We start from the raw sequence: 24720 nt of genomic DNA, 5'->3' as shown, positions 1-24720 counted from the left end.
TGTCAGTCCCTTCCCCCTGCGCCCGCGCCCTCGGAGCGAGGGCCGAACTCTGCATCGTCTTCGATCGACGGCGCGATCGGACCACCGAGACCGCGACCCTTCTTGTCGCTACGGCCTCCGCCGCCAGCGCCCGCACCGGCCCCACCGCCGCCCATCATGCCCGTGGCACCGCGCGAGCCGCCCGCGGCTTCACCCGCAGCCCCTGCACCAGCACCGACGCCACCGGCACCGCCCTTGCCGAGCAGTCCACCACCCGCGCCGCCTCCGGCGTTGGCGGTGAGACCACCGCCAAGGCCGCCGGCACCGCCGCGCGCGGCAAGACCAGCGCCGCCGAGACCACCGGCACCGCGAAGCCCACCGAGACCACCGGCCGCGGCCGCCTTACCCAGACCGCCGAGTGCGGCAGCGCCACCGGCGCCCGCCATGAATCCACTGGAGAGACCACCGGATCCCATCCCGCCCGAACCGCTGCCTCCGAGTCCTCCGGACCCCCCACCGGGCATCGTGCCGAGCCCACCGCCGGGGTAGTTGCCCACGCCTCCGTCGACCGGGCCGTCCGGGTGCACGATGACACCGGGAGCCGGCAGAGCGTTGTAGATCGGCGGGCGCGCCGTGCCGTTGGGGCCGCTCCCGTCGGGGTCGTTCGGCACGAAACGCGGGTCGCCACCGTCCGGACCCGGCATGATCACACCGCCCTGGCCCGGCGGGACCCCGATCGGGGTGTTGTAATCCGGATAGTTCTGGAAGCTCGGCTTTGACGGCCCACCCGTGTCGATGTTCGTGTCGCGCAGTTCGTCGGGGATGTTCGGGATGCTGCCGTAGACGTTCTCCATCGGCGGCAGTTCCGGGAACGCGCCGGAGTCCTGATCAAGCGCATTACTCACCGCCTCGACGGCTGACTTCGCCTGCGCCTCTCGCTGCGAGCCGAGGAACCAGTTGGCGGCTGCGATCGCTCCTTCACCGGCGATCACCGAGAAGCCCGGGAAGACGATCGTCGCGCCGGCAGCGGCGTTGCGGATCGTCTGCTGCGCGTCTGCGCTCAAAGATCCTGAGTCGAGCGCCTCGAGGTGGCGCTGCGCTTCCTCCCTGCGGGCGTTCGCAGCGTTGATCGCCGTGGGGAGGTCCTGCTCGACATAGCGACGGAGATCCTCGATGTCCGCCTTGGCCTTCTGCATCTGATCGATGGCTTCGCGCTCGGTTTCCCCGGTGAACCCGGTCTCACTGGCCACGCGGTTCATCAACGTAGTCAGCGACGTCAACGCTGGCCCCACCGCCGAGAGATTCGGCATCTCCCATGCCGGGCCCTCCGCGAGATTGCGGAGACGCTGCTCCCATTCGCTCATGACTGCCCCTTTCGCTGGGTGCGATTACTTCTTCGAACGAGCACGACGGTCACGATGACCCCCGCGATGACTAAAACTCCTACTCCCACTCCGATCCCGATGATCACGGGCAGGAAAGCACCGATCCCGTCCGGCGAGGGCTGACCCGCTGCCGGTGGCGACGCCAACGCCGCAGCTGCCTCATCGATGTCCTCCTGCGTTGGCCCGACGTCCTTGTTGAGCAGCGGGTTGACGTCTTCGTACTGTGTCGGGTCCTTGCTGAGAGTGTGACGCAGCGACGCCACACCGTACCCGTAACCGTCGGTGTCGCTGTACTGGAGCTCGTGATCATCGGCACCCGTGTTGTGCGTCAACGACTGAATCAGTTGGTTGCCTGTCGCATCGGGGTACTTCTGTTTCGCCGCTGCGAGAATCCCTGCCACCAGCGGCGTCGCCAACGACGTTCCCGTTGCACGCCCCGACACGTCCCATGATCCCGGATCCGAGCCATCACCTATCGTCGCAATGTTCACACCAGGAGCCACCACCGTCGTGTTCGTGACAACGTTCTCTACTCCCAGCGCGGCAATCGGAAGCTTCTGATCGGAGTCAACCGCACTCACCCCAACGACAGAGTTCATCGCCGCGGGATTGCCACCCTCCTTGAACACATCATTCGGGTTGCCCGCGACCACAGGAACCCTCTTCGCCGCAGCCTCCGCAAGAACCTCACTGCCCGGGACGCTAACTTCACCCTCAACCATCGACACGGAAATGATGTCGGCACCATCCTCTAGCGCGCGCTTGATCATCCACATGATGGGTGTCAGCTTCGATTCCGCAACCTCCGGCAGCGGGTCACAGTCCGCGGTCGCGCCGACGCCGTAGAACGTCACCGACGCATCCGGTACGATCCCCTTCGTCCCCGCAACACCCGTGCCGTTGCCGATCAGCATCGCGGTCACCGTCGACCCGTGCTGAGCCCCAGCACTCGCAACCGACGTCGACGGATCCTTCCCGACACACGCCGACCCCTCAGCCACCGTCAGATCGGCACCCTGAAAGTCCGGCAGATCCGGATTGATCTGTGTGTCGACGACAGCGATCTTCACGCCCTTGCCGGTCCACCCCTCCGCGTGGACATCGGCCACGCCGTAGGCCGAGTACCACCACTGCCCGTCGTCTTGGGCCCCGGCGGCCGAGCCGGAAGCTCCGAAAGCCAAGAGCCCGACCGAAGATATGGCAAGAAGACTGAGGAGTAATGGGCGAGTCGGGCCGCGCCGCCCAGCAGGCATCACCACGGTTTGGGAGTCGCGCCGGAGGTCTGCGGGGCGGCGACTCCCCCGGGAGTCGCCGGGGGCGTAGCGCTGGTGATCGAAGCGTCGATAAATGCCGTCGCACGGCGCGCAGCGAGCGAGTTGTCGCCGTCGGTGTTCTGTAAGGCGTCGGCTGCCTTTTGAAGCGCTTGTGCGTTGTGCTCTATGTAGAGCCTGATCACCTCGGTTTTAGCGGCCACCTTGGAAGCAACGGTCTTCAAGTTGAGGAGATATGTCTGCTGCGCATCCTCCTGGTTGGCTCCCTCCACCTGGGCAACCTGTGCGCGCTCAGGGATCGCGGACGCCTGCTCCTGGAGACGGACGATGTTCTGCGCGAGTTGCGCGAGGTCCAACGCGATCTGACTGATGGAGCTCATGGTGTTCCCCCGGTAAGTCTGTATGTGAAAGTCGGATGCGGGCCGGCGCGGTGATCACCGGCCGACCCGCAACACGAGGTGTGTCAGAGCGCGAAGCGCCCGGCAGCCGAACGGTCGGTCGAGACGTAGCCCTGCGAGATCTCTTCGGTCTTCGCCGCGATCTGCTCGAGGAGCGTGTTGAGGGCGATCAGCGACTGGTTCCACTTGCGCTGAGCGTCGTCGTAGGCGTTCTGCGCCTCACCGTTCCAGGAAGCACGAAGCTTGCCGACCTCGGACTCGAGGGTCTCGAGCTGCGACTTGATCCCGTTGGCGCCGCCGCGGATCTGCTGCGAGAGCGCGATGACCTGCTCGGGACGGACGGACATGGACTGCATTGAGGTTTCCTTTCCGAAAGCCTGCGCCGAAGCGTCAGGCGCCCATCATCGAGTTGAGACCGGAGATCGTCTGCTGGTGCGACTCTTCCGAGGCGGCCTGGTCGCGCTCCGTGCCCGACAGGGCCTCCTCGAGCGTCACCAGCACCTCGTTGAGCTTGGTGGTCTCCTGGTTCCACCGCGCCATGAGCTGCGTGTAAGCGCCGGCTGCGGCGCCCGTCCAGAATCCGGAGACCTGCTCGATCTCGGAACGGACCTTCTTGACCTGCTGGTCAACACCGGCCTTGGCCGTGTTGACTGCCTGGGCGCCGCGCTTGAGAGCACCCTCTTCAGCGGAGATCACATCTGCCACGACTTCCCCCTCATCCCTCATCATCGGCGTTCCCGCCAGCCGGCCGCTCTTCCTGATGTGAAGGGCGTAGGAAACCGACCGATCTAAAGCTAGGGAGGTTTCGGAGGGGTGAGCAAGCTCTCCACAGGGCATTGCCATGAGACTTCTCTCACGTTATAACCCACCTTCTCCTCATCGTCCAGCAGCCACGACCGCCGCACGTCGGCCAATAGAATGGCCGCGCGCGAGGACAGCGCATTCGCCCGAGCTGGAGGGGGAGCCCGCACCGTGGCCCAGACGATCAGCGCGCCGCGCGCGCTACTCCGCATCTCTGTGCAGAGCGAGGGGCGCCGGCTCGACATCGGCGTTCCGGCGCACGTGCCGCTGATCGAGTTCATGCCCGGTTTCGCGCGCAGCCTCGGCGTGCTCGACCCCACGATGACCTACGCGGGCTACGCGCTGCAGAAGGCCGACGGCACTGTGCTGGATGCGGCGCAGGGCGCCGCTCCCCAGGGCGTGTCCGACGGCGACGTGCTCACCCTGGCTCGTGGCGGTCTCATCGCCCAGCCACGTGTCTACGACGACATCGTCGAAGCGGTCATCGACGCCACCGGCCAGCAGAACCGACCGTGGACCGCGCGAGACAACGCCCGCACCGCCCTGGCCGTCAGCCTCACCCTCCTCGGCCTGTGCGCACTGCTGCTGCTCGCGGCCGGCCCCTCGCTGGGGCTCGGCGCGCTCATCGCCGGCGGCGGAGCCGTCATCCTTGCGACCGTCGCCGCCGTGGTCGCTCGACTCGGGCAGCTCGAAGCGGGCCAGGGGCTCGGCATCGCCGCATCCGTCTTCGCCGCTCTCTCGGGATACCTCGCCGTGCCCGCATCACTGGATCTGTGGGGCTGGCCGCTCGCCGCCGCCGGGCTCGGCATGCTCGTCGTGGGAGGGGCCACGCTCGCACTCATGCCCGACCGCGCCGAGGTGCAGCTCGTCCCCGTGGCTCTGGGCGGAGTGGTCGGCATCGCAGCGGCCATCACGGCACTGCTCCCGGAAGGGACGGTCGCCCCCTACGCACTCATGATCGGAATCGTCGGCACGCTTTCCGGCACGCTGCCCTGGCTGGTGCTCAGCTCGACGAGACTCCGCGTCATCTCACCCCAGAGCGACGCCGACATGTTCGCCGACCCGCAGCCGATCGACGCCGCCGACGTGCGGGCGCGCACGGCGCGGGGCCAGCGCACCCTCGTCGCCCTCCGCGTCGCGCTCGGTATCGCCGTGCTCGCCGCGACCCCGCTCGTGGCGTCCGACGGCGTTGTGGGCGCGATCCTGTGCACGCTCGCGTTCCTCGGAATGATGTTCCCGTCGCGCCAGACCTACGCCCGCTCGGGAGTGCTGGCGATCATGGCCGTGGGCACCGCCGGCCTCGCCGTCTCCGGCCTGACGATCTCGTTGACTCAGCCCGACCTGCGCGCCGCGCTGCTCATCGCGCTGGGGGTGGCCGCAGCGATCGTGGTGACCGTCACGCTGCTCTCGCCGAAGGCCCGCACCCGCCTCGCACGGCTGTCCGACACGGTCGAACTCGTGCTGCTCGCGCTGCTGCTGCCCTTGGGTGTCATCGCGGCTGGGCTGGCCTGATCCATGGCGACCAAGAACGACCTCATCGAGGCGCAGACATTCTCGCGCCGACGTCTGCTTACCGCCTTCGTCAGCGGCGCTCCCGGAGGCAAGGAACTCGAGCCCACCGCACCGCTTCGCGCGGTCATCGCCGCCATCGCGCTCACCGTCGGCGTCATCCTCGTCGGGGTGTTCTACGGTCTCATCCGGCCGGGGCTGCCGAACGGCTGGGACAACGGCAAGCTCGTCATCGTCAAAGACACCGGCTCCCGCTTCATCACCCAGGACGGCGTCCTGTACCCGGTCATCAACACTGCCAGCGCCCGCCTCCTGCTCCCCTCCAGCGACTTCCAGGTGATCGACACCGATCAGCAGAACCTCGAAGGGGTGCGCCTCGGGCCGACCCTCGGAATCGTCGGTGCGCCCGATGAGATTCCCACGCCGGAAGGGCTGACCAACAGCGGATGGGGCGCCTGCGTCACCGACGATGCGGCCCTCGACGTGCGCATCGGCGGCGCGACACCGCAGGAGGCGACGGGGCGCGCGGTCGTCGTCGATGCCGCCGGTTCGCGTTACGTCATCTCCGACGGGCTGCGCTTCGCGGTCTCTGCGAACGACGGCGATGCTGTCCTGCGCGCCGCCGGCATCGCAACACTCAACCCGGTGAAGGTACCGGTCGACTGGCTGAACCTGTTCACACCGGGCGCGGACCTCGCCCCCCTACGCGTGTCGAACGCGGGAGCCGCCGTACAAGGCACGTCGCTGCGCGTCGGTGACGTCGTGCACGCCGCGGGCGAGCCCGAAGACAGGCGCTCTCTCGTGCAATCCGACGGCACCCTCGCCGAACTGACGCCGCTCGCCTGGCAGCTCTACCAGCTCGGCGGCCAGACCTCGCAGGTTCGCGAGGTCACGCAGGCCGAGACGGGCAGCCTTCCCTCCGCCGACAAGCGCGCCGGCGGAGCGGACTGGCCCACGCAGAGCTTCACCGCCATCGACACCGACGACCGCCCCTGCGCCGCACTCGTCGGCGACAACACCGAGACCCGCACCGTGCTCGCCACTCAGCCGCGCTCAGACAACGTCACCGCGCAGGTGCGTGTCACCGCCGGCGCGGGAGCACTGGTGCGCTCAGGGGGCCGCGGCGATCAGAACACCGCCCTGGTGACACTGGTCGACGCCACGGGAACCTCTTACGCGCTGCCCGGCGCCACGGAGGAGACCATCGCCCGACTCGGCTTCACTCCCGACGACATCGGCACCGCCGCAGACGTGTGGATCGACCTGCTGCGCACCGGTCCCGCATTGACCGAGGATGCGGCCGGCCTGTCGACAGACGGATCCCGTCCGCTCCCCACCCCCACGGCGGGAGGCTGATCGCGTGCATTCCGCACACGCGACGAGTCCGCGACCGCTCCGACGCGCCGCCGCGGCGGTGTCCGCGGCGGCCCTCGCGGGCCTGCTGCTGGGCACCGTCCCTGTGGATGCGCCCGCCGCATCCGCGCAGTCCTCGCAGGGCTGCAACGCCGCGACACGCATCGGAGCAGCACCCCCGGCGCTGTCGATGCTGCAGAGCGATCTGGCGTGGACGATCACCCGGGGCGCGGGCGTCACCGTCGCGGTCGTGGATTCCGGCGTCCTCGCGATCAACCCTCATCTCGTCGACGCGTTCGCGGGCGGGGTGAACCTCGTCGGCGACGGCGGGGCGCCCGACGGGTCGACCGACGTGTACGGCCACGGTACGGCCATCGCCGGACAGATCGCGGCGCGCAAGCTCGACGCCTCTGGTGTCGAAGGCCTCGCTCCGGAAGCGAAGATCCTCTCGGTGCGGGTCTTCGCCAGCGACGACAAGCAGACGGCCGAGGCGGGCTTCGGCCCGCAGATCGGCAAGCTGGCGGCCGGCATCCGCTGGGCGGCCGACGCCGGGGCGCAGATCATCAACGTGTCGATGAGCACGACCGACGACGTGCCCGAAGTGGCGGATGCGGTCGCCTACGCGACCTCTCGCGGCAGTCTCGTGATCGGCAGCTCGGGCAACCGCAACAGCGTCCTCTCGCTCGTGCAGACGGAGGCGGACGTTCCGCGCTATCCGGCGAACTATCCCGGCGTCTTGGGCGTTTCGGCCACAGATCTGCAGGGCGTCGTCACCGACGACAGCATCCACGGCTCGCACGTGGCCATCGCCGCCCCCGGGCAGAGCATCATCACGACCTCGCAGTTCGGCGGTGACTGCGTGTACTCCGACGACGCCCCGGCCACCAGCTACTCCGCCGGATATGTGTCGGCGGCAGCAGCGCTCGTGGCGGCCGCGCATCCCGACGAGACCCCCGCCGAGTGGGCCTACCGCCTCACCGCGACGGCCGTGCGCAGCGACCCTGACACCCGTGACGACCGGGCGGGCTGGGGAGTCGTGCAGCCGTACGACGCCATCGTGATGCAGCCGGGACCGGGACTTCGCGGACCCGCGAGTCCGTTCCCCGACAGCGAGTCCGCCGCGCCGGAGCAACCTGCCGCCGACCCCGTCGTCGTGGTGCACAAGCCCGCACCCGACGAGGAGGCCATCCTCTTCGGGACCACGGCTGCGGTCGGGGCTCTCATCGCGATCGGAGGCGCCGGAGCGCTCGGAGTGTTCGTCTCGCGTCGCCGACAGGCGGCGACGTCCGCGCAGCCTGTGCGGCGCGGAGGCGGGCTCTACCGCGACGACGAACCGCGCGACTGAGAATCAGCTCGCGCGGCGGATCTGCACCACGGCGTCGCCGAGCACGAAGCGATCAGTCACCGGGGCGGATCCGCCCGCCGCGACGGCCTGCTCGGCGCCGGAGGCGTCCAGCAGGCTGACGCCGTTCGTAGACCCGAGGTCGGTGATCGTCCACGCCGCGCCGTCCCATACGAGACGTGCGTGCTCCTTCGAGACTGTGCGGGCCTCATCCGTGACCGCGACGTACTGCACGCCGCTCTCGGTCGCACGCGGGTTGCGTCCGAGCACGAGGGCTGCGGCGGCGACAGCGACGACCTCGCCCGACGGGAGCGCGAGCGACCATCCGGTGGGCACCGGCGTCTCCTCCGCGCCGCGTCGGGCGCGTCGGGTGAGAGGCGCGGGCTCCGGCTCGACCGCTCCCGAGCGCAGGACAGGTGCGGGCTGGGCGGGGGCGGGCGACGGCGCGCTCTGCGGCTGGGCCACCGGAGTCGGCGGCGCAGCGGGTGCGGGCGGCATGACCGGCGCTGCCGCGGGAGCGACGGCAGGCGCGGGGACCGCCGACGGCGCTGCCGCGGGGGGCACCGCTGCAGTCGGAGCCGCGGGGACTCCCGGGGTCACGCCGCGTCGCTTGGGGCCGTATCCACTCGGCGCGGGCGCCGAGGGCGCGGCAGCGGGGGGAACCGCACCGGGCCCCATCGGGGCGGGAGCGACCGGCGGCACGGGGGGCGCGACGACCGCATCCGGGATCGCAGGCGGGCGCTGTGCCGGTGGGGCGACGGCGAACACGGGGGCGGGACGCCCGGGCGCCACCGCCGGCTGCTGCGGCGCGGCCGGAGCACGACCGCCGGAGAGGACCGCAGCCCACACGGGCGGCAGCAGCACACCCAGCACCGTGGTTCCCGCACCGCGGCCCGCCTCGCTGTTGATGCGGTGCACGGCCATGATCTTGAGGATGAGGGCGTAGACGTTCACGAAGGGCACGAGCAGCAGCGCGGCCTTCACGGGATCGACGTTGCCGAGCCGGAAGAGCTCCGCCTCGTTCATGATCGGCACCCAGGCCCGCCAGGGCTCGGTCTCGCGCTCCTGGAGCACCCGCGAGAGTCCGATGGCGTACCAGACGTGCCAGCCGGCGGCGAAGATGCCGACGACCACGGCGGCGACGATCATGACGGTCAGCACGACCGAGCTGTCATCCACGGATTCTCCGTCTCCCCTCGGGCCGCACGCTCGAGGGCCCTCGTTCCACGCTACCGGCCCGCATCCGACGGTCGTAGCCCCTTGCCTTCCATCAGCGGAGCCACTTCGAACTCGTAGCCGGCCGCGACGAGCGCCGCGGCCCCGCGGTCGAGAGCGTCGGCCGTGTAGGGCACCGCGACCATGCTTCCGTGCGCGAGGCGGTCGATCGTGATCACGACGCGGGTGCGACCCGCATCCGTCTGGGCCGTCATCGTCGCGCGCGCCTCGAAGCCCCACGACCGCATCCCCGGGATGAGCTCGACGCCGACCACGTTGGAGGCGATGAAACGCAGCGCGGAGCCGGCCTTCAACCGGCGCATCGACGGCGTGGAGTCGATCACACGGTACTTCGCGTCGACCAGCCCTCGGGCAAACGCGTCGAGCGCGACGGATGCGGGCGCCGTCGTTCGCACGATCCACGTCGGCTTGATGAAGGGGCCGCCCTCTATCGGGAAGCGACCCGCCGCGTCCGTCTCCATGCGTCCTCCGACGCTGATCGACCTCAGGCGCCGCGCAGGCGCTCCGCCAGATAGGCGTGCAGCTTCTCGAGCGGCACGCGCTCCTGCGTCATGGTGTCGCGATCGCGCACAGTGACGGCGTCGTCTTCGAGCGAATCGAAGTCGACCGTGACGCAGAACGGTGTACCGATCTCGTCCTGACGGCGATAGCGGCGACCGATGGCTCCGGCGTCGTCGAAGTCGACGTTCCAGCGGCCGCGCAGCTCGTCCGCCACACGCCGAGCCAGCGGCGAGAGGTTCTCGTTGCGGCTCAGCGGCAGCACCGCGACCTTGACGGGCGCGAGACGCGGGTCGAGCTTGAGCACCGTGCGGGTGTCGACGCCACCCTTCGCGTTCGGCACCTCTTCCTCGCGGTAGGCGTCGACGAGGAACGCCATCATCGCGCGCGTCAGACCGAACGAGGGCTCGATGACGTACGGCGTGTACGTGGTATTCGAGGCCTGGTCGAAGTAGGCGAGCTTGGTGCCCGACGCCTCGGCGTGGCTCGACAGGTCGTAGTCGGTGCGGTTGGCGACGCCCATGAGCTCGCCCCACTCCTTGCCCTGGAACCCGAAGCGGTACTCGACGTCGATCGTGCCGGCGGAGTAGTGCGCGCGGTCCTCTTCGGGCACATCGAGCCGACGCATGTTGTCGGCGTCGATGCCCAGATCGATGAACCAGTTCCAGCAGGCCTCGACCCAGTGCTCGAACCACTCGTTCGCCTCTGCCGGCGGCGTGAAGTACTCGATCTCCATCTGTTCGAACTCGCGCGTGCGGAAGATGAAGTTTCCGGGGGTGATCTCGTTGCGGAACGCCTTGCCCACCTGGCCGACGCCGAACGGCGGCTTCTTACGGCTCGCGGTCAGCACGTTCGAGAAGTTGATGAAGATGCCCTGCGCGGTCTCGGGGCGAAGGAAGTACAGGCCCGACTCGTCGTCGACGACGCCGAGGTAGGTCTTCACGAGGCCGGAGAAGGCCTTGGGCTCGGTGTACTGCCCCTTCGTGCCGCAGTTCGGGCACGGAATGTCGGCCAGCCCGTTCTCCGCCGGGCGACCCTTGCGCGCCTCGAAGTCCTCGATGAGGTTGTCGGCGCGGAACCGCTTGTGACAGTGCAGGCACTCCACCAGCGGGTCGGTGAAGGTCGCGACGTGGCCGGATGCCTCCCACACACGCTTGGGCAGGATGATCGACGAGTCCAGACCCACCATGTCGCCGCGGCCGCGGACGAAGGTCTGCCACCACTCGCGGCGGATGTTCTCCTTGAGCTCCGTGCCGAGGGGGCCGTAGTCCCAGGCGGAACGCGATCCGCCGTAGATCTCCCCCGCCTGGAAGACGAACCCGCGATGGCGGGCGAGGGCGATGACTTTGTCGAGACGGGACTGCTCGGCCACGGTGGCTCCAATGGTCGCTGTGCGAAGGGCGCGCGGGCGCATCGGAGATGCGGCGCGGGATCATCCGATTCTATCCGCGCCAGTGCGGCGCTCCGCCGCGCGTTCTACGGGGGTTAGCCGGCGGGCGCGGCGGCGCACGCGGCGGCGATCCGAGCCGCCACGACGCCCTCGGGGTCGGCCAGCGGCGTGACCGCGACACCGATGGCCGCGCCCAGCGCGAATCCGATCGTCGCTGTGGGGTCTTCGCTCGCGCCGCTCGCCGACGGCGAGGGAGTGGGCAACGGCGCCGCATCCGCTCCGGCGGGCGCGCTCGCGTCCGCCTCGCAACGGATCTGCGGCAGCGAGACCACGATCTCAGCGCTCTGCCCCGCCGCGACCTCGATGCTTCCCGACCCGACCTTGCGTCCGATGCCGGCGAATCCCGGAGCGTCGATGCGGATGCGGGAGAGCGCGAGATTCTCGTCGGTGGTGTTCTCCACCCACAGTCGCACTTCGTCGGCGCTCTGGGCAGGCGTCGCGGGCAGGAGGGTCGCCGTGATGCCGGACGGAAGCGCCGTCGCGCTGGGCGCCGGGCGCGGCTGGGCGCCGCATCCGGCCAACGCGAGAGCCGCGATCAGCAGTGCCGCCGCCGTTGCTCCAGTACGCGCCGCCCCACGGCGCGCGGGCCTCGCAGACGCGGCATCTCCCCCATTCGGCATACCTGCACTGTAACCGGGGGGCGCCTATGGCTTCCCTGAGGGTTCAGCTCTTCGCGGCGGCTTTCGCGGCCCGCTTGGTCTCGCGGACCTTCGTGAGGGATTCGGGACTCGTGATGTCGGCGACCGAACGGAACGAGCCGTCCTCGCCGTACGGAGCGGATGCCTCCCGCCACCCGGTGCCGGAGAAACCGCGCTGCTTTCCCAGCAGCGCGAGGAAGATCTTCGCCTTCTGCTCGCCGAAGCCCGGCAGCGCCTTGAGCCGCTTGAGCACCTCCCGACCGTCGGGGTCGCCGTCGGTCCAGATGGCCGCCGCATCGCCGTGCCAGCGGTCGGCGATCTCGGCGCTGAGCTTCTGCACCCGCTCCGCCATCGATCCCGGAAAACGGTGCACGGCCGGGGTCTGCCCGAACGATGCGGCGAAGGCCTCGGGGTCGTACGCCGCGAGCGAGGCCGGGTCGAGGGTCCCGACCCGGTCGAGGATCTTGAGCGGCCCGGCGAAGGCAGTCTCCATCGCGACCTGCTGATCCAGCAGCATCCCGATCAACAGGGCGAACGGGTCGCGCGTCAGCAGCGCATCGGCGTTCTCGTCGGCGGTGATGTGCAGGTCGGCGCTCATGCGTCTCCTTCGTGGTCGCGGACAGGGAGAGGCGTGCGGAAGCGATCCGGGCGGTTCTTCTGCGCCCGGCGCCTGTTCTGCGCGAGCGGCCGCAGCGCACCTTCGAAGTAGGCGATCGCCGCCAGGGCGTCCACGTGCCCATGCGTGATGTTGCGCCCCACCACGGGGAGCGGATAGCGCGGGTTCTCGTAGACCGCGGCGATGCGCAGGATGGCGGCGTGATCGTCGTCGCTCATGGCGAGAGCGCGCTCGGCGAGTTCGTCCTCGCCGAAGTCCCACAGGCACCCGGCGATCAGCGTGATCGGCGCACTCACCCTGAAGTTCGCCCGGCCCTTCATCGCTTCCAGCACGTCAGGTGCCCAGCGCGGGCCGGTGGGCTGCTCGACGCTCATGCCTCCATGGTGCCACCCGCCCGACGGGGGCGGCAGGGGCGTCCGCGGTGGGGCGGCGCGGGCGTGTCAGCCGGCGAGCTCGGATGCGGCGGCGTCGCCGTCGTCCTCGGAGGCGGCATCCTCCGGCGCGAGGCCGTAGAGCACCTCCAGCGCGGCGAACACCTCGTCGGCACGACCCTGCTCGGCGAGCGCGTGCGCGCGGGTCGTGGGGGTGTGCAGCAGGCGGCCCACGAGATGACGCAGCGCCTGCTCGGTGCGCTCGTCGTCGCCGCGACGGCGCCCGCGGGCGATCTCCGCCTCGAGGAGTTCGAACATGTGCGTGCGCAGCGCGACGACGGCCGGCGCGACCGTGCGGCGTTCGCCGACGACCGTGAAGCGCTGGGCCGCGTCGGCCACGAGGGCGCGTGCCGCATCCGTCGCCTGCAGCTCTTCGAGCGGCGCGTGCACGCGGATGGTCTCGAGATCGAGCAGGTCGGTGCCACTGACGGTCGCGACGTCGGGGTCGACGTTGCGCGGCAGGCCCAGGTCGATCACGAGACGGCGGTGCCGGTCGTGACCGGGAGCCGTGCGCGCCACGGACGCCTCGTCGCCGAAGGTCGCGGCGCTGAGCACGGGGTGCTCGACGCTGGTGCACGTGATGATGAGGTCCGACAGTTTGGCGGCCGTGGCGAAGCCCGCGGCATCCGCGACGGCGAGGCCGTGCTTGCGGGCGAAGCGCTCGCCCCGACCCGACGGCGAGTGCACCGTGATGTCGGTGACGCCGCGCTCGCGCAGGGCAGCAAGGGTGGCGGCCGCGTACGCGCCGGTACCCACGAGCAGCACCCGCAGCGTGGCCCAATCGGCGAACCGCGCGGATGCGAGGTCCAGAGACAGCCGCACGAGCGAACGGCCGGCGCGGCCGAGCGCGGTGCTGTTCTTGACGCCGCGCTGCGTTTCGGACGCGCGCTGGAACAGGCGCTCGAGTTCGGGAGAGGTCGTTCCGTCGCCGCGGGCCTCGGTGAGCGCCCGACGCACCTGACCGGCGATCTCACCTTCGCCGACGACGACCGATTCGAGACCCGATGCGACGGCGAACAGATGCTGAGCCACGCGGGGGCCGGAGATGACCTCGTAGGAGCCGGAGAACTCCTCGGCCGAGACGCCCGTGGCGGACTCGATCGCCGACAGTGCCGCCTCGAGGCCCACGGCCTCGGCAGCCGTGACGGGCTCGTCCATGTCGACGTACGCCTCGAAGCGGTTGCAGGTCGCCACGACGACAGCACCCTGCACGCACTCGTCGTGCTCGGCGATCAAGGGGGCGACGCGGGTGGTGTGGATGCTGAGTCGCTCGAGGAGCTCGAAGGACGCGGTCTTGTGACTCGCGCTGACACACAACAGCACGCATCGATTGTACGCCGCGTCGAAATCACCGGCCGCGGGAGGTTGCGCACGAACGTGCACCTGCTCGACATGTGGCCCTCACCCACCGGATGCGAGGATGTCGGAGTGAGCTCCACCGGACCCGCTTCCTCCCCCCTCATCCGCGCCCTGAAGGGCGAGCGCACCGACCGCCTCCCGGTCTGGTTCATGCGTCAGGCGGGGCGGTCGCTGCCGGAGTACCGCGATCTGCGCGTGGGGACCCGCATGCTCGACGCTTGCCTGACCCCCGACCTCGCGGCCGAGATCACCCTGCAGCCCGTGCGCCGCCACGGCGTGGATGCGGGCATCTTCTTCAGCGACATCGTCGTGCCGCTGCGCCTCGCGGGCATCGCCGTGGAGATCGAGCCCGGACGCGGGCCCGTCTTCCCCGACCCGGTGCGCACCGCCTCCGACGTCGCCCGCATCGTGGACATCGATCCGCAGGCGGTCGCCGCCGCCGCGGAACCGGTACGCGAGGCCGTGCGCATCGTCGTGGACGAGCTCGGCGATACTCCGCTCATCGGCTTCGCGGGCGCGCCCTTCACGCTCGCTGCGTATCTCGTCGAGGGCGGACCATCGAAGGAGCACCTGCGCGCTCGGGCGCTCATGCACGCCGACCCGGAGTCATGGCACGCGCTGGCCGGCTGGCTCGCGGAGGTGTCGCGCACGTTCCTCGCCGCGCAGACGGATGCGGGAGCTTCCGCCGTGCAGCTGTTCGATTCCTGGGCGGGCTCCCTGTCGGTCGCCGACTACCGCACCTACGTCGCCCCCCACTCGCGGGCGGCGCTGGCCGGAACGGACGCCCCCCGCATCCACTTCGGCGTCGGCACCGGGCACCTGCTGACCGACATGCGCTTGGACGGCACGACGGATGCGGTGGGCGTGGACTGGCGCACACCGCTCGACGAGGCGGCCGCGACCCTCGGCCAGGACGTCACCCTGCAGGGCAACATCGACCCCGCACTGCTGCAGGCGCCGTGGCAGATCGTCGAGGAACACGTGCGCGACGTCATCGCGCGCGGGCGTGCCGCGCGTGCCCACATCCTCAACCTCGGGCACGGCGTGCCGCCCGAGACCGACCCCGACGTGCTGACGCGCATCGTCGAGCTGGCGCACGAGGAGCTGGCGTGAGCGCGGCCGATCTCGACGATCTCGCCGCGCGGGCGGAGGCCACACGCGTCGTCGTGGTCGGCGGCGGCGTGGCCGGTCTCGTCGCAGCCCTCGACTTCGCCAAACTGGGCTTCCGCGTGACGGTACTCGAAGCATCCGCGCAGCCCGGCGGCGTGCTGCGCAGCGCAGAGGTCGCGGGACTCTCGGTGGATGTGGGAGCGGAGAGCTACGCGACGCGCGGCGGCACGGTACGAGCTCTGATCGACGAGCTCGGCATCGGCGACGAGGTGGTGACCCCTGCCGCCGGCGGCGCCTGGGTCGCGGGCCTTCCCGGCGGGCGCGCCGCGCCCCTGCCGCGCGGCGGCGTGCTCGGCATCCCGGAGAATCCGTTCGATCCGAGTGTGCGTCGCGTCATCGGATGGTCGGGCGCCTGGCGCGCCTACCTGGATCGTCTGCGCCCCCCGCTGACGATCGGTCACGACCGCAGCCTCGGCCACCTCGTGCGCAGCCGCATGGGCCAGGCCGTGCTCGACCGCCTCGTCGCTCCCGTCACGAGCGGCGTCTACTCGGCGCGCCCCGACGACATCGACGTGGACCTCGCGGCCCCCGGCCTGAACGCCGCACTCACCCGCGCGGGTTCGCTCAGCGGCGCTGTGGGCGAGCTTCGCGGACGCAGCACCGGCACGCCCGGAAGCGCGGTCGCCGGGCTCCGCGGCGGCATGACGCGCCTCGTGCGGGCGCTCGTCACCCGCCTCGAGGAGCTGGGGGTCGAACTGCGCACGGATGCCGCCGTGACGTTGCTCGAGCGCGACGGCGATCTGTGGTCGCTCACGGTCGGTGAGGAGCAGATCGAGGCCGACCTCGTGGTCGTCGCGACGACCGAGGACGAGGCACGCCGCCTGCTCGCGCCGGTCGTTCCGGCGCTGGAGCCGATGACGACCGCGCCGCCCGTGGTCGAGATCGTGACCCTCGTCGTTCACGAGCCGAGCCTGAACACCCCACCGCGGGGAACCGGGGTGCTCACGGTGCCCGGCTCGCACCGCGCGAAGGCGCTGACGCACGCGAGCGCGAAGTGGGAGTGGATCGCGGATGCGGCCGACCCCGATGTGCACGTCCTCCGCGTCTCGTTTGGCGCCCAGGGCGAAGACCCGGCGACCGCCCCACTCGGCGACGACGCGGCCGCCTCCCTCGCGCTCGAAGAGGCGTCCGCCCTCCTCGGCATCCGCCTCGACCCGGCGTCGGTCCGTGGCTCGCATCGTGCCCGCTGGGTGCAGTCGCAGCCCGCATCCGTGATCGGGCGTGCGGAGCACACCGCCGTCGCACGCGGCGCGATCCGGGCCGTGCCGGGCCTGGGCGCCGTCGGTGCGTGGCTGTCGGGAACCGGGCTCGCCCAGGTCGTCCCCGACGCTCGCGAAGAGACCGATCGGCTGCGCCGTTCGGCCCTGTGGGGGTCGCAGCGTTCTCAGGAGTGATCGCACATGTCAACCGGATACCCCGAACGGCATACGGCGCTACGCTGGGCGCACACTCGCTTGATCCACCCCGAACGTGAGGAGACCCCATGAGGGGCAAGGCTGGACTCGTCATCGGACTGGCAGCGGGCTACGTGCTCGGAACGCGCGCAGGCCGTGAGCGCTACGAACAGATCAAGACGCAGGCGCAGAAGGTGTGGAACCTGGCGCCCGTGCAGAAGCAGGTCGGCAAGCTGCAGGATCTGGGCAAGTCGGCCCTCCTCGCAGTGCCGAGCGCCCTTTTCAGCGGTGCGGTGAAGATCACGAAGGCCGTCACGACCGACGGCACCCCCGGCCAGCGTCTGGATGCGGCGCTCGATGCCGGCGCTGACGCGGCCGAGGATGTGGCGGACGCCGCAGAGACCACGGCGGCGGCCGCGAAGAAGTCCACGTCCGCAACGACCACGAAGCGTCCCGCCGCCAAGCGCAGCACGGGCGGTTCCTCGTCGGGCGGGAAGTGACATGACCACCCCCCGCGGCTTCCGTGACAAGTCGGAGAAGAGCCTGCTGACCCTGGTCGGTGAGGTCCCCGAGCTCGTCCGCAACCTCGTGACGGCGGAGATCGACTCCGCGAAGAAGTGGCTCGGCAAGGCGGCCAAGAACGCCGGCATCGGCGGCGGCCTCATGCTCGGCGCCCTGATCATCCTGTTCTGGTCGATCCCGGCGCTCGGCGCGTTCATCATCATCGGGCTCTCGTCCTGGTGGCAGCCGTGGGTCGCCGCCCTCGTTCTGTTCGGCGCGATGCTCGTCATCGCGATCGTCCTGGCGCTGCTCGGGTACCTGCGCTTCCGCAGGATCGGCAAGGACAACCCCGCATCCCACATCGCCGAAGACGTGCGCGTCGTGAAGGAGGCAGGCGAATGACCGCTCCGGTTCCCGTTCCCCGCACCGGTGTCCCCCTGGGAATCACCGATCCCGTCGAGAAGGCGCGCGCGGAGCTCAAGGCGACCCTGGCCGCGATCGAGGAGAAGGCCAACGTCCCGCGCCGCGTGGGTACGGCGGCCGAGCGCCGCATCGCCCAGTTCCGCCGCTTCGCTCGCGAAGAACCGGCGGCGGCGACGCTGGCCGTCATCGGCACGGCGGCGGCCGTCGGCGTCATCGTGTGGGGCGCCATCCGCGCCTACGTGCGCTGATCCCGCCGTCCGCGTCGACGCATCGCGGATAGCACCGGCGCTCGCCGTTTGGCGTCTGACGACGACGGGGTGAGACTGGAGGTCATGAGCTCCGCACCCGAGTCGACGTCCACGCAGTTCACCCTCTGGGCGGTCTTCCGCCGCGACCCCGCGAAGCCCGTCACCGCGACCGACGACACGGAGCTCGCCGCTCTCGTCGAGCTGATCGAGGCCGGCGGCGTCACCATCCGCGGGTTCTACGACGTCAGCGGGCTGCGCGCCGACGCCGACCTCATGGTGTGGATGCACGGTCCCGTCGCCGAAGACCTGCAGCGAGACCTGCGACGCCTGCGCCGCACCGATCTGCTGCAGGACCTGCTTCCGGTGTGGAACGCGATGGGTGTGCACCGCGACGCCGAGTTCAACCGCTCCCACATCCCCGGGTTCCTCCGCGGCGAGCATGCCCGCGAATGGCTCACGGTCTATCCCTTCGTGCGCAGCTACGAGTGGTACCTGCTGCCGGAGGAGGAGCGTCGCGCGATGCTCGCCGACCACGGCCGCAAGGGCGCCGCCTACACGAACGTCGTCGCGAACACCGTGGCCTCCTTCGCCCTGGGCGACTACGAGTGGCTGCTGCCCATGGAGGCGGACGAGCTGAGCGACCTGGTCGACATGATGCGGGCCCTGCGGTACACCGAGGCGCGCCGCCATGTGCGCGAGGAGGTCCCCTTCTTCACCGGCCGGCTCATCCCCACCTCGGCCATCGCCGAGGTGCTGTCGTGACCCACGAATGCCATCGCCGGAGCCGGGCGTGAGCGCACCGCTGCGCCTGGGTACTCGGCGCAGCGCTCTCGCGACCGCGCAGTCGCAGCAGATCGCCGATCTGCTGGCGACGGTGTCCGGCCGCGACGTCGTGCTCGTTCCCATCACCTCCGAGGGCGACGTCTCGCGTGCCTCGCTGTCTCAGCTGGGCGGACGCGGCGTGTTCGCCACGCGTCTGCGCGAGGCCCTGCTGGCCGACGAGTGCGACCTGCTCGTGCATTCCCTCAAGGACCTTCCCACCGCCGAGGCACCCGGGCTCGTGATCGCCGCGACCCCTCGGCGCGAAGACGCCCGCGACGTCGTGATCACCCGCGACGGCACCCCCATCGCCGAGATGGCCGCGGGCAGCGTCATCGGCACCGGTTCGCCGCGCCGTATCGCCCAGCTGCGCCGACGCAACCCCGGTCTCGTGGCCCATGACCTCCGCGGCAACGTCGACTCGCGACTCTCGCGTGTGCGCGACGGCGAGCTGGATGCCGTCATCCTCGCCGCGGCAGGACTCTCGCGCCTCGGCGGCGCCGCGAACGAGCTCTTCTCCGAGCCTCTGGAGCTCGCACAGTGGCCCACTGCTCCGGGACAGGGATCGCTGGCCGTCGAAGCACGCCAGGACGCACCCGCCGACCTGCTCGCGGCGATCGGGCGACTCGACGACACCGCGACCCGCGTCGCGGTGACCCTCGAGCGGGCAGTGCTGGCAGGGCTGGATGCGGGCTGCTCGGCGCCGGTCGGCGTGCACGCAGTGCTCGAAGGCGATCACCTGCGGGTGCGGGCCGCGGTCTACGCCGCCGACGGCAGCCGCGCGATCGAAGCTGAGAGAAACCTGTGCGTGAGGGACGGGTATGCTGGGCCGACGGGCAGCGGCGATGGTGCGAGAGCTGCCGGCGATGACGACCCGATCGCAGGTGCACGCGAAACCGGGAGCGACGTCGCACGCGAGCTGCTCGAGCGTGGAGCAGCCGAGGTCTCACCATGAAAGCCGAAGCCATGCACGAAGAGCCCCGACGGCACGAAGCCGCCAAGCCCCTGACGGGCTGGCGCGTGCTCGTGCCCCGCGGCGGCCCCTGGGGCGACGGGGTGGCAGCCACCTTGCGCTCGCAGGGTGCTGTGCCCGTCGTCGCACCCCTCATCAACTTCGCTCCCACCAACGACGAGCAGACGCTCGAGGCGGCCCTCGCCGACCTTGCCGCCGGCCGGTTCGACTGGGTCACCATGACCAGCGCGACCACGGTCGATGTGCTCTTCGCCTACCGTGCGGTCATTCCCCCCTCCACCAAGGTCGCCGCCGTCGGCGAGACGACCGCCGCCGCACTGCAGGCCGCCGGCTACCGCGTCGATCTGGTTCCCGACCGCGACAACTCCGCTGCCGGCATGGCCGAGCAGATGATCGCGCTCGAGCCCGAACCCCGCCGCATCCTGACGCTGCGCAGCGAGATCGCCAAGCCCGTGCTGACCCGCAAGCTCACCGAGGCCGGGCACGATGTGCGCAGCGTCGTCGCCTACCGCACGGTCGGCGTGCCCGTCACCGAACGCATCGCCCACGACGTGGCATCGGGCCGCATCAACGCGATCCTCGTCACGAGCGGCTCGGTCGCCGAGCAGGTGCAGCTGCAGTTCCCCGACATCCCCGAATCGACCGTCATCGCCGCGATCGGTCCGCAGACCGCGAACGATGCACGCCGTGCGGGCCTCGGTGTCTCCGTCGTGGCCGACCGGCAGACCGTCGACGCGCTGATCGAAGCCGTGTCGCACTTCGCACTTCCGCACGCTGCCGACGAGTTCCAGCCGTGAGCTTTCCCACCCATCGCCTGCGCAGACTCCGCCAGTCCCCCGCCGTCCGGCGACTGGTCCGCGAGACGCATCTGGCACCCTCGCAGCTCGTGCTGCCGATGTTCGTGCGCGAAGGCCTGAGCGAACCCCAGCCCATCGGCTCCATGCCGGGTGTCGTGCAGCACTCGCTCGACTCGCTGCGTCGCGCGACGGCGGATGCGGCGGCGGCCGGCGTCGGCGGAGTGATGCTGTTCGGCGTACCGACGGTTCGCGACGCCGTGGGCTCGGGAGCGGACGACCCGGACGGCATCCTCAATGTGGCCACCGCGGCGCTGGTCGCGGAGGTCGGCGACGCTCTCGTCGTGCAGACCGATCTGTGCCTCGACGAGTTCACCGATCACGGGCACTGCGGCGTCCTGACTCCGCAGGGCACCGTCGACAACGACGCGACCCTCGAACGTTACGCCGCGATGGCCGTCGCGCAGGCGTCCGCCGGCAGCCAGCTGCTGGGGCTCTCGGGGATGATGGACGGCCAGGTCGCGCACGTGCGCGCCGCCCTCGACGCCGAAGGTTTCACCGACACCATCCTCCTCGCCTACGCGGCCAAGTACGCGGGCGCCTTCTACGGCCCGTTCCGCGAGGCCGTCGACTCGCAGCTGAAGGGCGACCGCCGCACCTATCAGCTCGATCCCGCGAATGGCCGCGAGGGCGTGCGCGAGGCCGTCGTGGACGTCGCCGAGGGTGCTGACATCGTCATGGTCAAGCCCGCCATGCCCTACCTCGACGTGCTCGCCGACGTGCGCGCATCCGTCGAGGTCCCGGTCTGGGCGTATCAGGTGTCGGGCGAGTACGCGATGATCGAGGCCGCAGCGGCGCACGGCTGGATCGACCGCCGCGGCGCCATCACCGAGTCCCTTCTCGGGATCCGCCGCGCGGGCGCCGACGCCATCCTCACCTACTGGGCGCTCGAGGCGGCCGGCTGGCTGCGCGAGAGCCTCTGACACCGCATCCGATCACGCCGCGTCTGCGATGCGGGGTGCGGCGAGATCCTCGGAAGGACGACTCATGACCGACCGCAACGACGAACTGTTCGCGCACGCCCGCGAGGTCATCCCCGGCGGCGTGAACTCCCCCGTCCGCGCCTACGGCTCGGTGGGCGGAGCGCCGCGCTTCCTCGCGTCCGCCTCGGGTCCGTACGTGACGGATGCGGCCGGCCGCCGCTACGTCGACCTCGTCGCGTCGTGGGGGCCGGCGCTGCTCGGCCACGCGCACCCCGAGGTCGTGGCGGCCGTGCAGGATGCGGCCGCGCGCGGGCTCTCCTTCGGCGCGCCGACCGAGGCCGAGGTCGAGCTGGCCGCCCTGATCGCCGAGCGCGTGCGCGTGGGCGACGCCGCGCCGATCGACCGTGTGCGCCTGGTCTCCACCGGCACCGAGGCGACGATGACCGCCATCCGGCTCGCCCGCGGCTACACGGGCCGCGACCTGCTGGTGAAGTTCTCCGGCCACTATCACGGCCACTCCGACGGCCTGCTCGCGGCGGCGGGCTCGGGTGTCGCGACCCTCGCCCTCCCCGGATCTGCCGGTGTGCCCGCGCCGATCGCGGCGCAGACGCTCGTGATCGACTACAACGACCTGACGCAGGTGCGCGAGGTCTTCGCGGTGCACGGTGACCGGATCGCGGCCGTCATCGTGGAGGCCGCCGCGGCGAACATGGGCGTGGTCCCTCCCGCGCCGGGCTTCAACGCCGCGCTCGCCGACATCGCTCATCGGCACGGCGCCCTGCTCATCCTCGACGAGGTGCTGACCGGCTTCCGCGTGCACCCGGCGGGATTCTGGGGGCTGCAGCAGGAGGCAGGCGAGCACTACGTCCCCGACATCTTCACATTCGGCAAGGTCGTGGGCGGCGGGATGCCGCTGGCCGCCCTCGGCGGTCGCGCCGAGGTGATGGACACCCTCGCGCCGGTGGGCCCGGTGTACCAGGCGGGCACCCTGTCAGGAAACCCGCTGTCGGTCGCCGCCGGCCTGGCGACGCTGCGCCTGGCCACCCCCGAGGTGTACGCGCGGGTCGACGCCGCCGCATCCACCGTCGCGGCGGCCCTGTCGGGCGCGCTCGAACAGGCCGGTGTGACCCATGCCGTGCCGCGGGCGGGTTCGCTGTTCGGCGTGGCCTTCCTCCCGGAGGCGCCGTTGTCGTACGCGGCCGCGCAGACGCAGGAGGCGTGGCGCTATCCCGCGTTCTTCCACGCGATGCTGGATGCGGGCGTCTCGCTGCCGCCGAGCGTGTACGAGGCCTGGTTCCTGACCGCCGCGCACGACGACGACGCTCTTGCCGCCGTGCTTTCGGCGCTCCCCGCGGCCGCGCGCGCGGCCGCGGAAGCCACCGCTCAGGGCTGAGCGGGCGTCGACACGATCGCGGTCGGCGGTGCGCATGCCCTTCAAGTGACCGCATCCACAAGTGCCTCACGACAGTTGCTGAATCTGGGTAGGCTCCGAGGGAAAATTCGCGTCCAGGGAAAGGCTCTGCGTGGAGACTGCCGCACAGATCATCACGGCCATCACGGCGCAACTGGCGCAGGCTGCCCAGTTGTCGGCGGTAGCGGAGGAAGTCGGGGCGGAGATCGCCCGACTGCAGGGCGTCGGATCGAGTGAGGAGGGGGAAGTGACGGTCACAGTCGACCATCACGGCATCCCTCTCGACATCACCGTGCACGACGAAGCGCTCGCCTACGACGGTGCGCAGGTGTCGGCGATGGTGCTCGACGCGACGCAACGTGCCATCCAGGACGTTCAGGAGAAGGCGGAGCCGCTCCGGCTCGCGCTGCTGCAGCCGCACACCGCGACGCCGATGCGCGAGGATCTCGGCGACCGGATCCAGGAACTCTACGACCGGATCGAGGAATACGAACGCGGAACGGCATCCGGGCAGGATGCAGCCGCCGATGATGCGAAGGGGGACCAACCATGAGCAAACTGGAGGTTCAAGCAGAAGCTCTAGAAGCCCATGCCTCGAAGATCGATGAGGCCGGCGCGCGCATCGGGGAAGTGTCGTCCACGGCACTCACCGCCGTCGCGCTGCAGCCCGCAGCGTTCGGACTGCTGTGCTCCTTCCTCGTTCCGATGGTCGCCCTGCAGCAGAGCGCCACACTCGCCGGGATGGCGGCACTCTCAGGTGCGGTGAAGGCGGAGTCCGCAGCGGTCAAAGCTACGGCGATCGGATACCGCGCAGCGGACTCCGAGCTGGCGGACAAGATCCGCCAACTGATCGGATCGGTGGCCTGATGGCGGATCTGTGGGTCGCTCCGTCCCATGAGGGCGTGACCGGCGAAGCCATCCTGGAAGCCATCCCGGTCGCCGGCAACTTCGCCTCGGCAGCGGAGAGCCTAGGCAATGGCGACATCGGTTCCGCAATCATCGATACAGCGGGCACCGCCCTTGACGTCGTCGATATGGTTGTCAATCCCATCGCGACACTGATCTCCTCGTGCGCGTCTTTCATGCTCGACTACATCTCGCCGCTTCATGAGACTCTCGAGTTCATCACCGGAAGCCCTGAGATGGTGCGCGCTCTGGGCGAGACCTGGGACAACCTCGGCACTGCGCTCCAGGAGGTCGCTACCGAACGCGACGCGGCTATCGCTGCCCTCGGCGCCGGGTGGGCGGGCGTCGCGTCGGAGGCTTACGCACGGGTGGCGCAGGGTCTCTCGCAGATTACCGCGACTGTAGGCGGCGCATGCCACGGGGTCGCCAACGGTATGCGGATGGCGGCGATGGTCGTCGAGATCGTTTACGAGATCGTGAAATCGATCATCTCCGACCTCGTCGGACAGATCATCCAATCTGCGATCATCGCCATTGCCACGGTCGGCCTCGGGGCCCCCGCGGTGGTGGCGCAATGCTCCCCGAAGATCGCAAAGGCCATCGACATGGTCATGAAGTGGGTCGAGAAGATCCAGAAGTTCATGACGAAGATCAGTAAGGCCGTGGAAGAGCTCACGCAGTTCCAGGACATCTTGAAGGTCGATCTGAAGAAGGTGGACGCTGTGCTGTTCCGCAACACGGACACCATCAGGGTGCCGGTTGTCGATCTCGTGAACATCTTCGACGCCGTGCGCACCAGCTACGACAATAACTACGCGGAGGCCAAGTGAGC

General features: G+C 70.2%; 28 protein-coding genes. 16 read left to right on the top strand and 12 right to left on the bottom strand.

Annotated features, from left to right (window positions below):
* Nucleotides 1–2: 2 nt before the first annotated feature.
* From PQV94_RS01855 to PQV94_RS01835, 5 genes are all read right to left on the bottom strand, one after another.
* Nucleotides 3–1343: a hypothetical protein gene (locus PQV94_RS01855; RefSeq protein WP_274287111.1), complete on the bottom strand. Its 1341-nt coding sequence runs from the start codon at nucleotides 1341–1343 to the stop codon at nucleotides 3–5.
* Complete coding sequence (locus PQV94_RS01850) at nucleotides 1340–2473, bottom strand: S8 family peptidase (protein ID WP_274287110.1); 1134 nt, start codon at nucleotides 2471–2473, stop codon at nucleotides 1340–1342. The genes PQV94_RS01855 and PQV94_RS01850 overlap by 4 nt, the downstream gene beginning before the upstream one ends.
* Before the next feature lie 143 nt (nucleotides 2474–2616).
* Nucleotides 2617–3015, bottom strand: a complete 399-nt coding sequence (locus PQV94_RS01845) for a hypothetical protein (RefSeq protein ID WP_274287109.1) — start codon at nucleotides 3013–3015, stop codon at nucleotides 2617–2619.
* A gap of 83 nt (nucleotides 3016–3098) precedes the next feature.
* Nucleotides 3099–3389, bottom strand: coding sequence for a WXG100 family type VII secretion target (locus PQV94_RS01840; RefSeq protein WP_234073807.1), 291 nt, complete (start codon nucleotides 3387–3389; stop codon nucleotides 3099–3101).
* A 34-nt stretch (nucleotides 3390–3423) separates the two neighbouring features.
* Complete coding sequence (locus PQV94_RS01835) at nucleotides 3424–3738, bottom strand: WXG100 family type VII secretion target (RefSeq protein ID WP_137418805.1); 315 nt, start codon at nucleotides 3736–3738, stop codon at nucleotides 3424–3426.
* 267 nt (nucleotides 3739–4005) lie between these two features.
* On the opposite strand from PQV94_RS01835, the gene eccD reads away from it, so the two are divergent.
* Genes eccD through PQV94_RS01820 form a run of 3 tightly spaced genes read left to right on the top strand, consistent with a single transcriptional unit; the run spans nucleotide 4006 to nucleotide 8041 of the window.
* The gene (gene eccD, locus PQV94_RS01830; RefSeq protein WP_274287108.1) at nucleotides 4006–5346 is read left to right on the top strand and encodes a type VII secretion integral membrane protein EccD; all 1341 of its coding nucleotides are present in this window, start codon (nucleotides 4006–4008) and stop codon (nucleotides 5344–5346) included.
* A 3-nt stretch (nucleotides 5347–5349) separates the two neighbouring features.
* The gene (eccB, locus tag PQV94_RS01825; RefSeq protein ID WP_274287107.1) at nucleotides 5350–6699 is read left to right on the top strand and encodes a type VII secretion protein EccB; all 1350 of its coding nucleotides are present in this window, start codon (nucleotides 5350–5352) and stop codon (nucleotides 6697–6699) included.
* A 4-nt stretch (nucleotides 6700–6703) separates the two neighbouring features.
* Nucleotides 6704–8041, top strand: coding sequence for a S8 family serine peptidase (locus tag PQV94_RS01820; RefSeq protein ID WP_274287106.1), 1338 nt, complete (start codon nucleotides 6704–6706; stop codon nucleotides 8039–8041).
* Nucleotides 8042–8044: 3 nt separating this feature from the next.
* Here the strand turns inward: PQV94_RS01820 and PQV94_RS01815 are convergent, their stop codons facing one another.
* From PQV94_RS01815 to PQV94_RS01785, 7 genes are all read right to left on the bottom strand, one after another.
* Nucleotides 8045–9217 carry an FHA domain-containing protein gene (locus PQV94_RS01815; protein WP_274287105.1) on the bottom strand — a complete coding sequence of 391 codons (1173 nt, stop codon included), beginning with the start codon at nucleotides 9215–9217 and terminating at the stop codon, nucleotides 8045–8047.
* A gap of 50 nt (nucleotides 9218–9267) precedes the next feature.
* On the bottom strand, nucleotides 9268–9735 hold the full coding sequence (locus PQV94_RS01810) for a hypothetical protein (protein ID WP_274287104.1): 468 nt from the start codon (nucleotides 9733–9735) through the stop codon (nucleotides 9268–9270).
* A 23-nt stretch (nucleotides 9736–9758) separates the two neighbouring features.
* Entirely contained in the window at nucleotides 9759–11144 is a 1386-nt protein-coding gene (locus tag PQV94_RS01805) for a glycine--tRNA ligase (RefSeq protein WP_274287103.1), read from the bottom strand.
* A gap of 113 nt (nucleotides 11145–11257) precedes the next feature.
* A complete protein-coding gene (locus tag PQV94_RS01800; RefSeq protein ID WP_274287102.1) occupies nucleotides 11258–11842 on the bottom strand; it encodes a hypothetical protein in 585 nt (194 codons plus the stop codon).
* 43 nt (nucleotides 11843–11885) lie between these two features.
* Nucleotides 11886–12458 carry an HhH-GPD-type base excision DNA repair protein gene (locus PQV94_RS01795; protein WP_274287101.1) on the bottom strand — a complete coding sequence of 191 codons (573 nt, stop codon included), beginning with the start codon at nucleotides 12456–12458 and terminating at the stop codon, nucleotides 11886–11888.
* Complete coding sequence (locus tag PQV94_RS01790; protein WP_274287100.1) at nucleotides 12455–12850, bottom strand: hypothetical protein; 396 nt, start codon at nucleotides 12848–12850, stop codon at nucleotides 12455–12457. The genes PQV94_RS01795 and PQV94_RS01790 overlap by 4 nt, the downstream gene beginning before the upstream one ends.
* 66 nt (nucleotides 12851–12916) lie before the next feature.
* Nucleotides 12917–14230 carry a glutamyl-tRNA reductase gene (locus PQV94_RS01785; protein ID WP_274287099.1) on the bottom strand — a complete coding sequence of 438 codons (1314 nt, stop codon included), beginning with the start codon at nucleotides 14228–14230 and terminating at the stop codon, nucleotides 12917–12919.
* A gap of 69 nt (nucleotides 14231–14299) precedes the next feature.
* On the opposite strand from PQV94_RS01785, the gene hemE reads away from it, so the two are divergent.
* The 13 genes from hemE (at nucleotide 14300) to PQV94_RS01720 (ending at nucleotide 24718) form a co-directional block, all read left to right on the top strand.
* Nucleotides 14300–15379 carry a uroporphyrinogen decarboxylase gene (hemE, locus tag PQV94_RS01780; protein ID WP_443192728.1) on the top strand — a complete coding sequence of 360 codons (1080 nt, stop codon included), beginning with the start codon at nucleotides 14300–14302 and terminating at the stop codon, nucleotides 15377–15379.
* On the top strand, nucleotides 15376–16830 hold the full coding sequence (gene hemG / locus PQV94_RS01775; protein ID WP_274287097.1) for a protoporphyrinogen oxidase: 1455 nt from the start codon (nucleotides 15376–15378) through the stop codon (nucleotides 16828–16830). Before hemE ends, hemG begins: the two co-directional genes overlap by 4 nt.
* A gap of 89 nt (nucleotides 16831–16919) precedes the next feature.
* Nucleotides 16920–17330 carry a hypothetical protein gene (locus PQV94_RS01770; RefSeq protein ID WP_274287096.1) on the top strand — a complete coding sequence of 137 codons (411 nt, stop codon included), beginning with the start codon at nucleotides 16920–16922 and terminating at the stop codon, nucleotides 17328–17330.
* Between the two features lies 1 nt (nucleotide 17331).
* A complete protein-coding gene (locus PQV94_RS01765; protein WP_274287095.1) occupies nucleotides 17332–17733 on the top strand; it encodes a phage holin family protein in 402 nt (133 codons plus the stop codon).
* On the top strand, nucleotides 17730–18002 hold the full coding sequence (locus PQV94_RS01760; RefSeq protein ID WP_234073821.1) for a DUF3618 domain-containing protein: 273 nt from the start codon (nucleotides 17730–17732) through the stop codon (nucleotides 18000–18002). Before PQV94_RS01765 ends, PQV94_RS01760 begins: the two co-directional genes overlap by 4 nt.
* Nucleotides 18003–18086: 84 nt before the next feature.
* On the top strand, nucleotides 18087–18764 hold the full coding sequence (gene hemQ, locus PQV94_RS01755) for a hydrogen peroxide-dependent heme synthase (protein ID WP_274287094.1): 678 nt from the start codon (nucleotides 18087–18089) through the stop codon (nucleotides 18762–18764).
* A 28-nt stretch (nucleotides 18765–18792) separates the two neighbouring features.
* The gene (gene hemC, locus PQV94_RS01750; RefSeq protein ID WP_274287093.1) at nucleotides 18793–19776 is read left to right on the top strand and encodes a hydroxymethylbilane synthase; all 984 of its coding nucleotides are present in this window, start codon (nucleotides 18793–18795) and stop codon (nucleotides 19774–19776) included.
* Entirely contained in the window at nucleotides 19773–20591 is an 819-nt protein-coding gene (locus PQV94_RS01745; RefSeq protein ID WP_274287092.1) for a uroporphyrinogen-III synthase, read from the top strand. The genes hemC and PQV94_RS01745 overlap by 4 nt, the downstream gene beginning before the upstream one ends.
* A complete protein-coding gene (hemB, locus tag PQV94_RS01740; protein WP_274287091.1) occupies nucleotides 20588–21571 on the top strand; it encodes a porphobilinogen synthase in 984 nt (327 codons plus the stop codon). The genes PQV94_RS01745 and hemB overlap by 4 nt, the downstream gene beginning before the upstream one ends.
* 64 nt (nucleotides 21572–21635) lie before the next feature.
* The gene (gene hemL / locus PQV94_RS01735) at nucleotides 21636–22964 is read left to right on the top strand and encodes a glutamate-1-semialdehyde 2,1-aminomutase (RefSeq protein WP_274287090.1); all 1329 of its coding nucleotides are present in this window, start codon (nucleotides 21636–21638) and stop codon (nucleotides 22962–22964) included.
* Nucleotides 22965–23094: 130 nt separating this feature from the next.
* On the top strand, nucleotides 23095–23535 hold the full coding sequence (locus PQV94_RS01730) for a YbaB/EbfC family nucleoid-associated protein (RefSeq protein ID WP_274287089.1): 441 nt from the start codon (nucleotides 23095–23097) through the stop codon (nucleotides 23533–23535).
* Nucleotides 23532–23849: a type VII secretion target gene (locus tag PQV94_RS01725; RefSeq protein ID WP_274287088.1), complete on the top strand. Its 318-nt coding sequence runs from the start codon at nucleotides 23532–23534 to the stop codon at nucleotides 23847–23849. Before PQV94_RS01730 ends, PQV94_RS01725 begins: the two co-directional genes overlap by 4 nt.
* Nucleotides 23850–23884: 35 nt before the next feature.
* Entirely contained in the window at nucleotides 23885–24718 is an 834-nt protein-coding gene (locus PQV94_RS01720) for a WXG100 family type VII secretion target (RefSeq protein WP_274287087.1), read from the top strand.
* The last annotated feature ends 2 nt before the right edge of the window (nucleotides 24719–24720 follow it).

This window comes from Microbacterium sp. Clip185, from assembly GCF_028743715.1.
Classification (GTDB): Bacteria; Actinomycetota; Actinomycetes; order Actinomycetales; family Microbacteriaceae; genus Microbacterium.
This window is presented reverse-complemented; position numbering and strand designations above follow the sequence as displayed.

Excerpts from the sequence above, each read along its gene's own strand:
- PQV94_RS01795 (WP_274287101.1), bottom strand. The coding sequence starts at position 12,458 with ATGAGCGCCGACCTGCACATCACCGCCGACGAGAACGCCGATGCGCTG.
- PQV94_RS01855 (WP_274287111.1), bottom strand. The coding sequence starts at position 1,343 with ATGAGCGAATGGGAGCAGCGTCTCCGCAATCTCGCGGAGGGCCCGGCA.
- PQV94_RS01725 (WP_274287088.1), top strand. The coding sequence starts at position 23,532 with ATGAGCAAACTGGAGGTTCAAGCAGAAGCTCTAGAAGCCCATGCCTCG.
- PQV94_RS01745 (WP_274287092.1), top strand. The coding sequence starts at position 19,773 with ATGAAAGCCGAAGCCATGCACGAAGAGCCCCGACGGCACGAAGCCGCC.
- PQV94_RS01840 (WP_234073807.1), bottom strand. The coding sequence starts at position 3,389 with ATGCAGTCCATGTCCGTCCGTCCCGAGCAGGTCATCGCGCTCTCGCAG.
- hemQ (WP_274287094.1), top strand. The coding sequence starts at position 18,087 with ATGAGCTCCGCACCCGAGTCGACGTCCACGCAGTTCACCCTCTGGGCG.
- hemE (WP_443192728.1), top strand. The coding sequence starts at position 14,300 with ATGTGGCCCTCACCCACCGGATGCGAGGATGTCGGAGTGAGCTCCACC.
- PQV94_RS01760 (WP_234073821.1), top strand. The coding sequence starts at position 17,730 with ATGACCGCTCCGGTTCCCGTTCCCCGCACCGGTGTCCCCCTGGGAATC.
- PQV94_RS01790 (WP_274287100.1), bottom strand. The coding sequence starts at position 12,850 with ATGAGCGTCGAGCAGCCCACCGGCCCGCGCTGGGCACCTGACGTGCTG.
- PQV94_RS01810 (WP_274287104.1), bottom strand. The coding sequence starts at position 9,735 with ATGGAGACGGACGCGGCGGGTCGCTTCCCGATAGAGGGCGGCCCCTTC.
- PQV94_RS01770 (WP_274287096.1), top strand. The coding sequence starts at position 16,920 with ATGAGGGGCAAGGCTGGACTCGTCATCGGACTGGCAGCGGGCTACGTG.
- eccB (WP_274287107.1), top strand. The coding sequence starts at position 5,350 with ATGGCGACCAAGAACGACCTCATCGAGGCGCAGACATTCTCGCGCCGA.
- PQV94_RS01765 (WP_274287095.1), top strand. The coding sequence starts at position 17,332 with ATGACCACCCCCCGCGGCTTCCGTGACAAGTCGGAGAAGAGCCTGCTG.
- hemL (WP_274287090.1), top strand. The coding sequence starts at position 21,636 with ATGACCGACCGCAACGACGAACTGTTCGCGCACGCCCGCGAGGTCATC.
- PQV94_RS01800 (WP_274287102.1), bottom strand. The coding sequence starts at position 11,842 with ATGCCGAATGGGGGAGATGCCGCGTCTGCGAGGCCCGCGCGCCGTGGG.
- PQV94_RS01845 (WP_274287109.1), bottom strand. The coding sequence starts at position 3,015 with ATGAGCTCCATCAGTCAGATCGCGTTGGACCTCGCGCAACTCGCGCAG.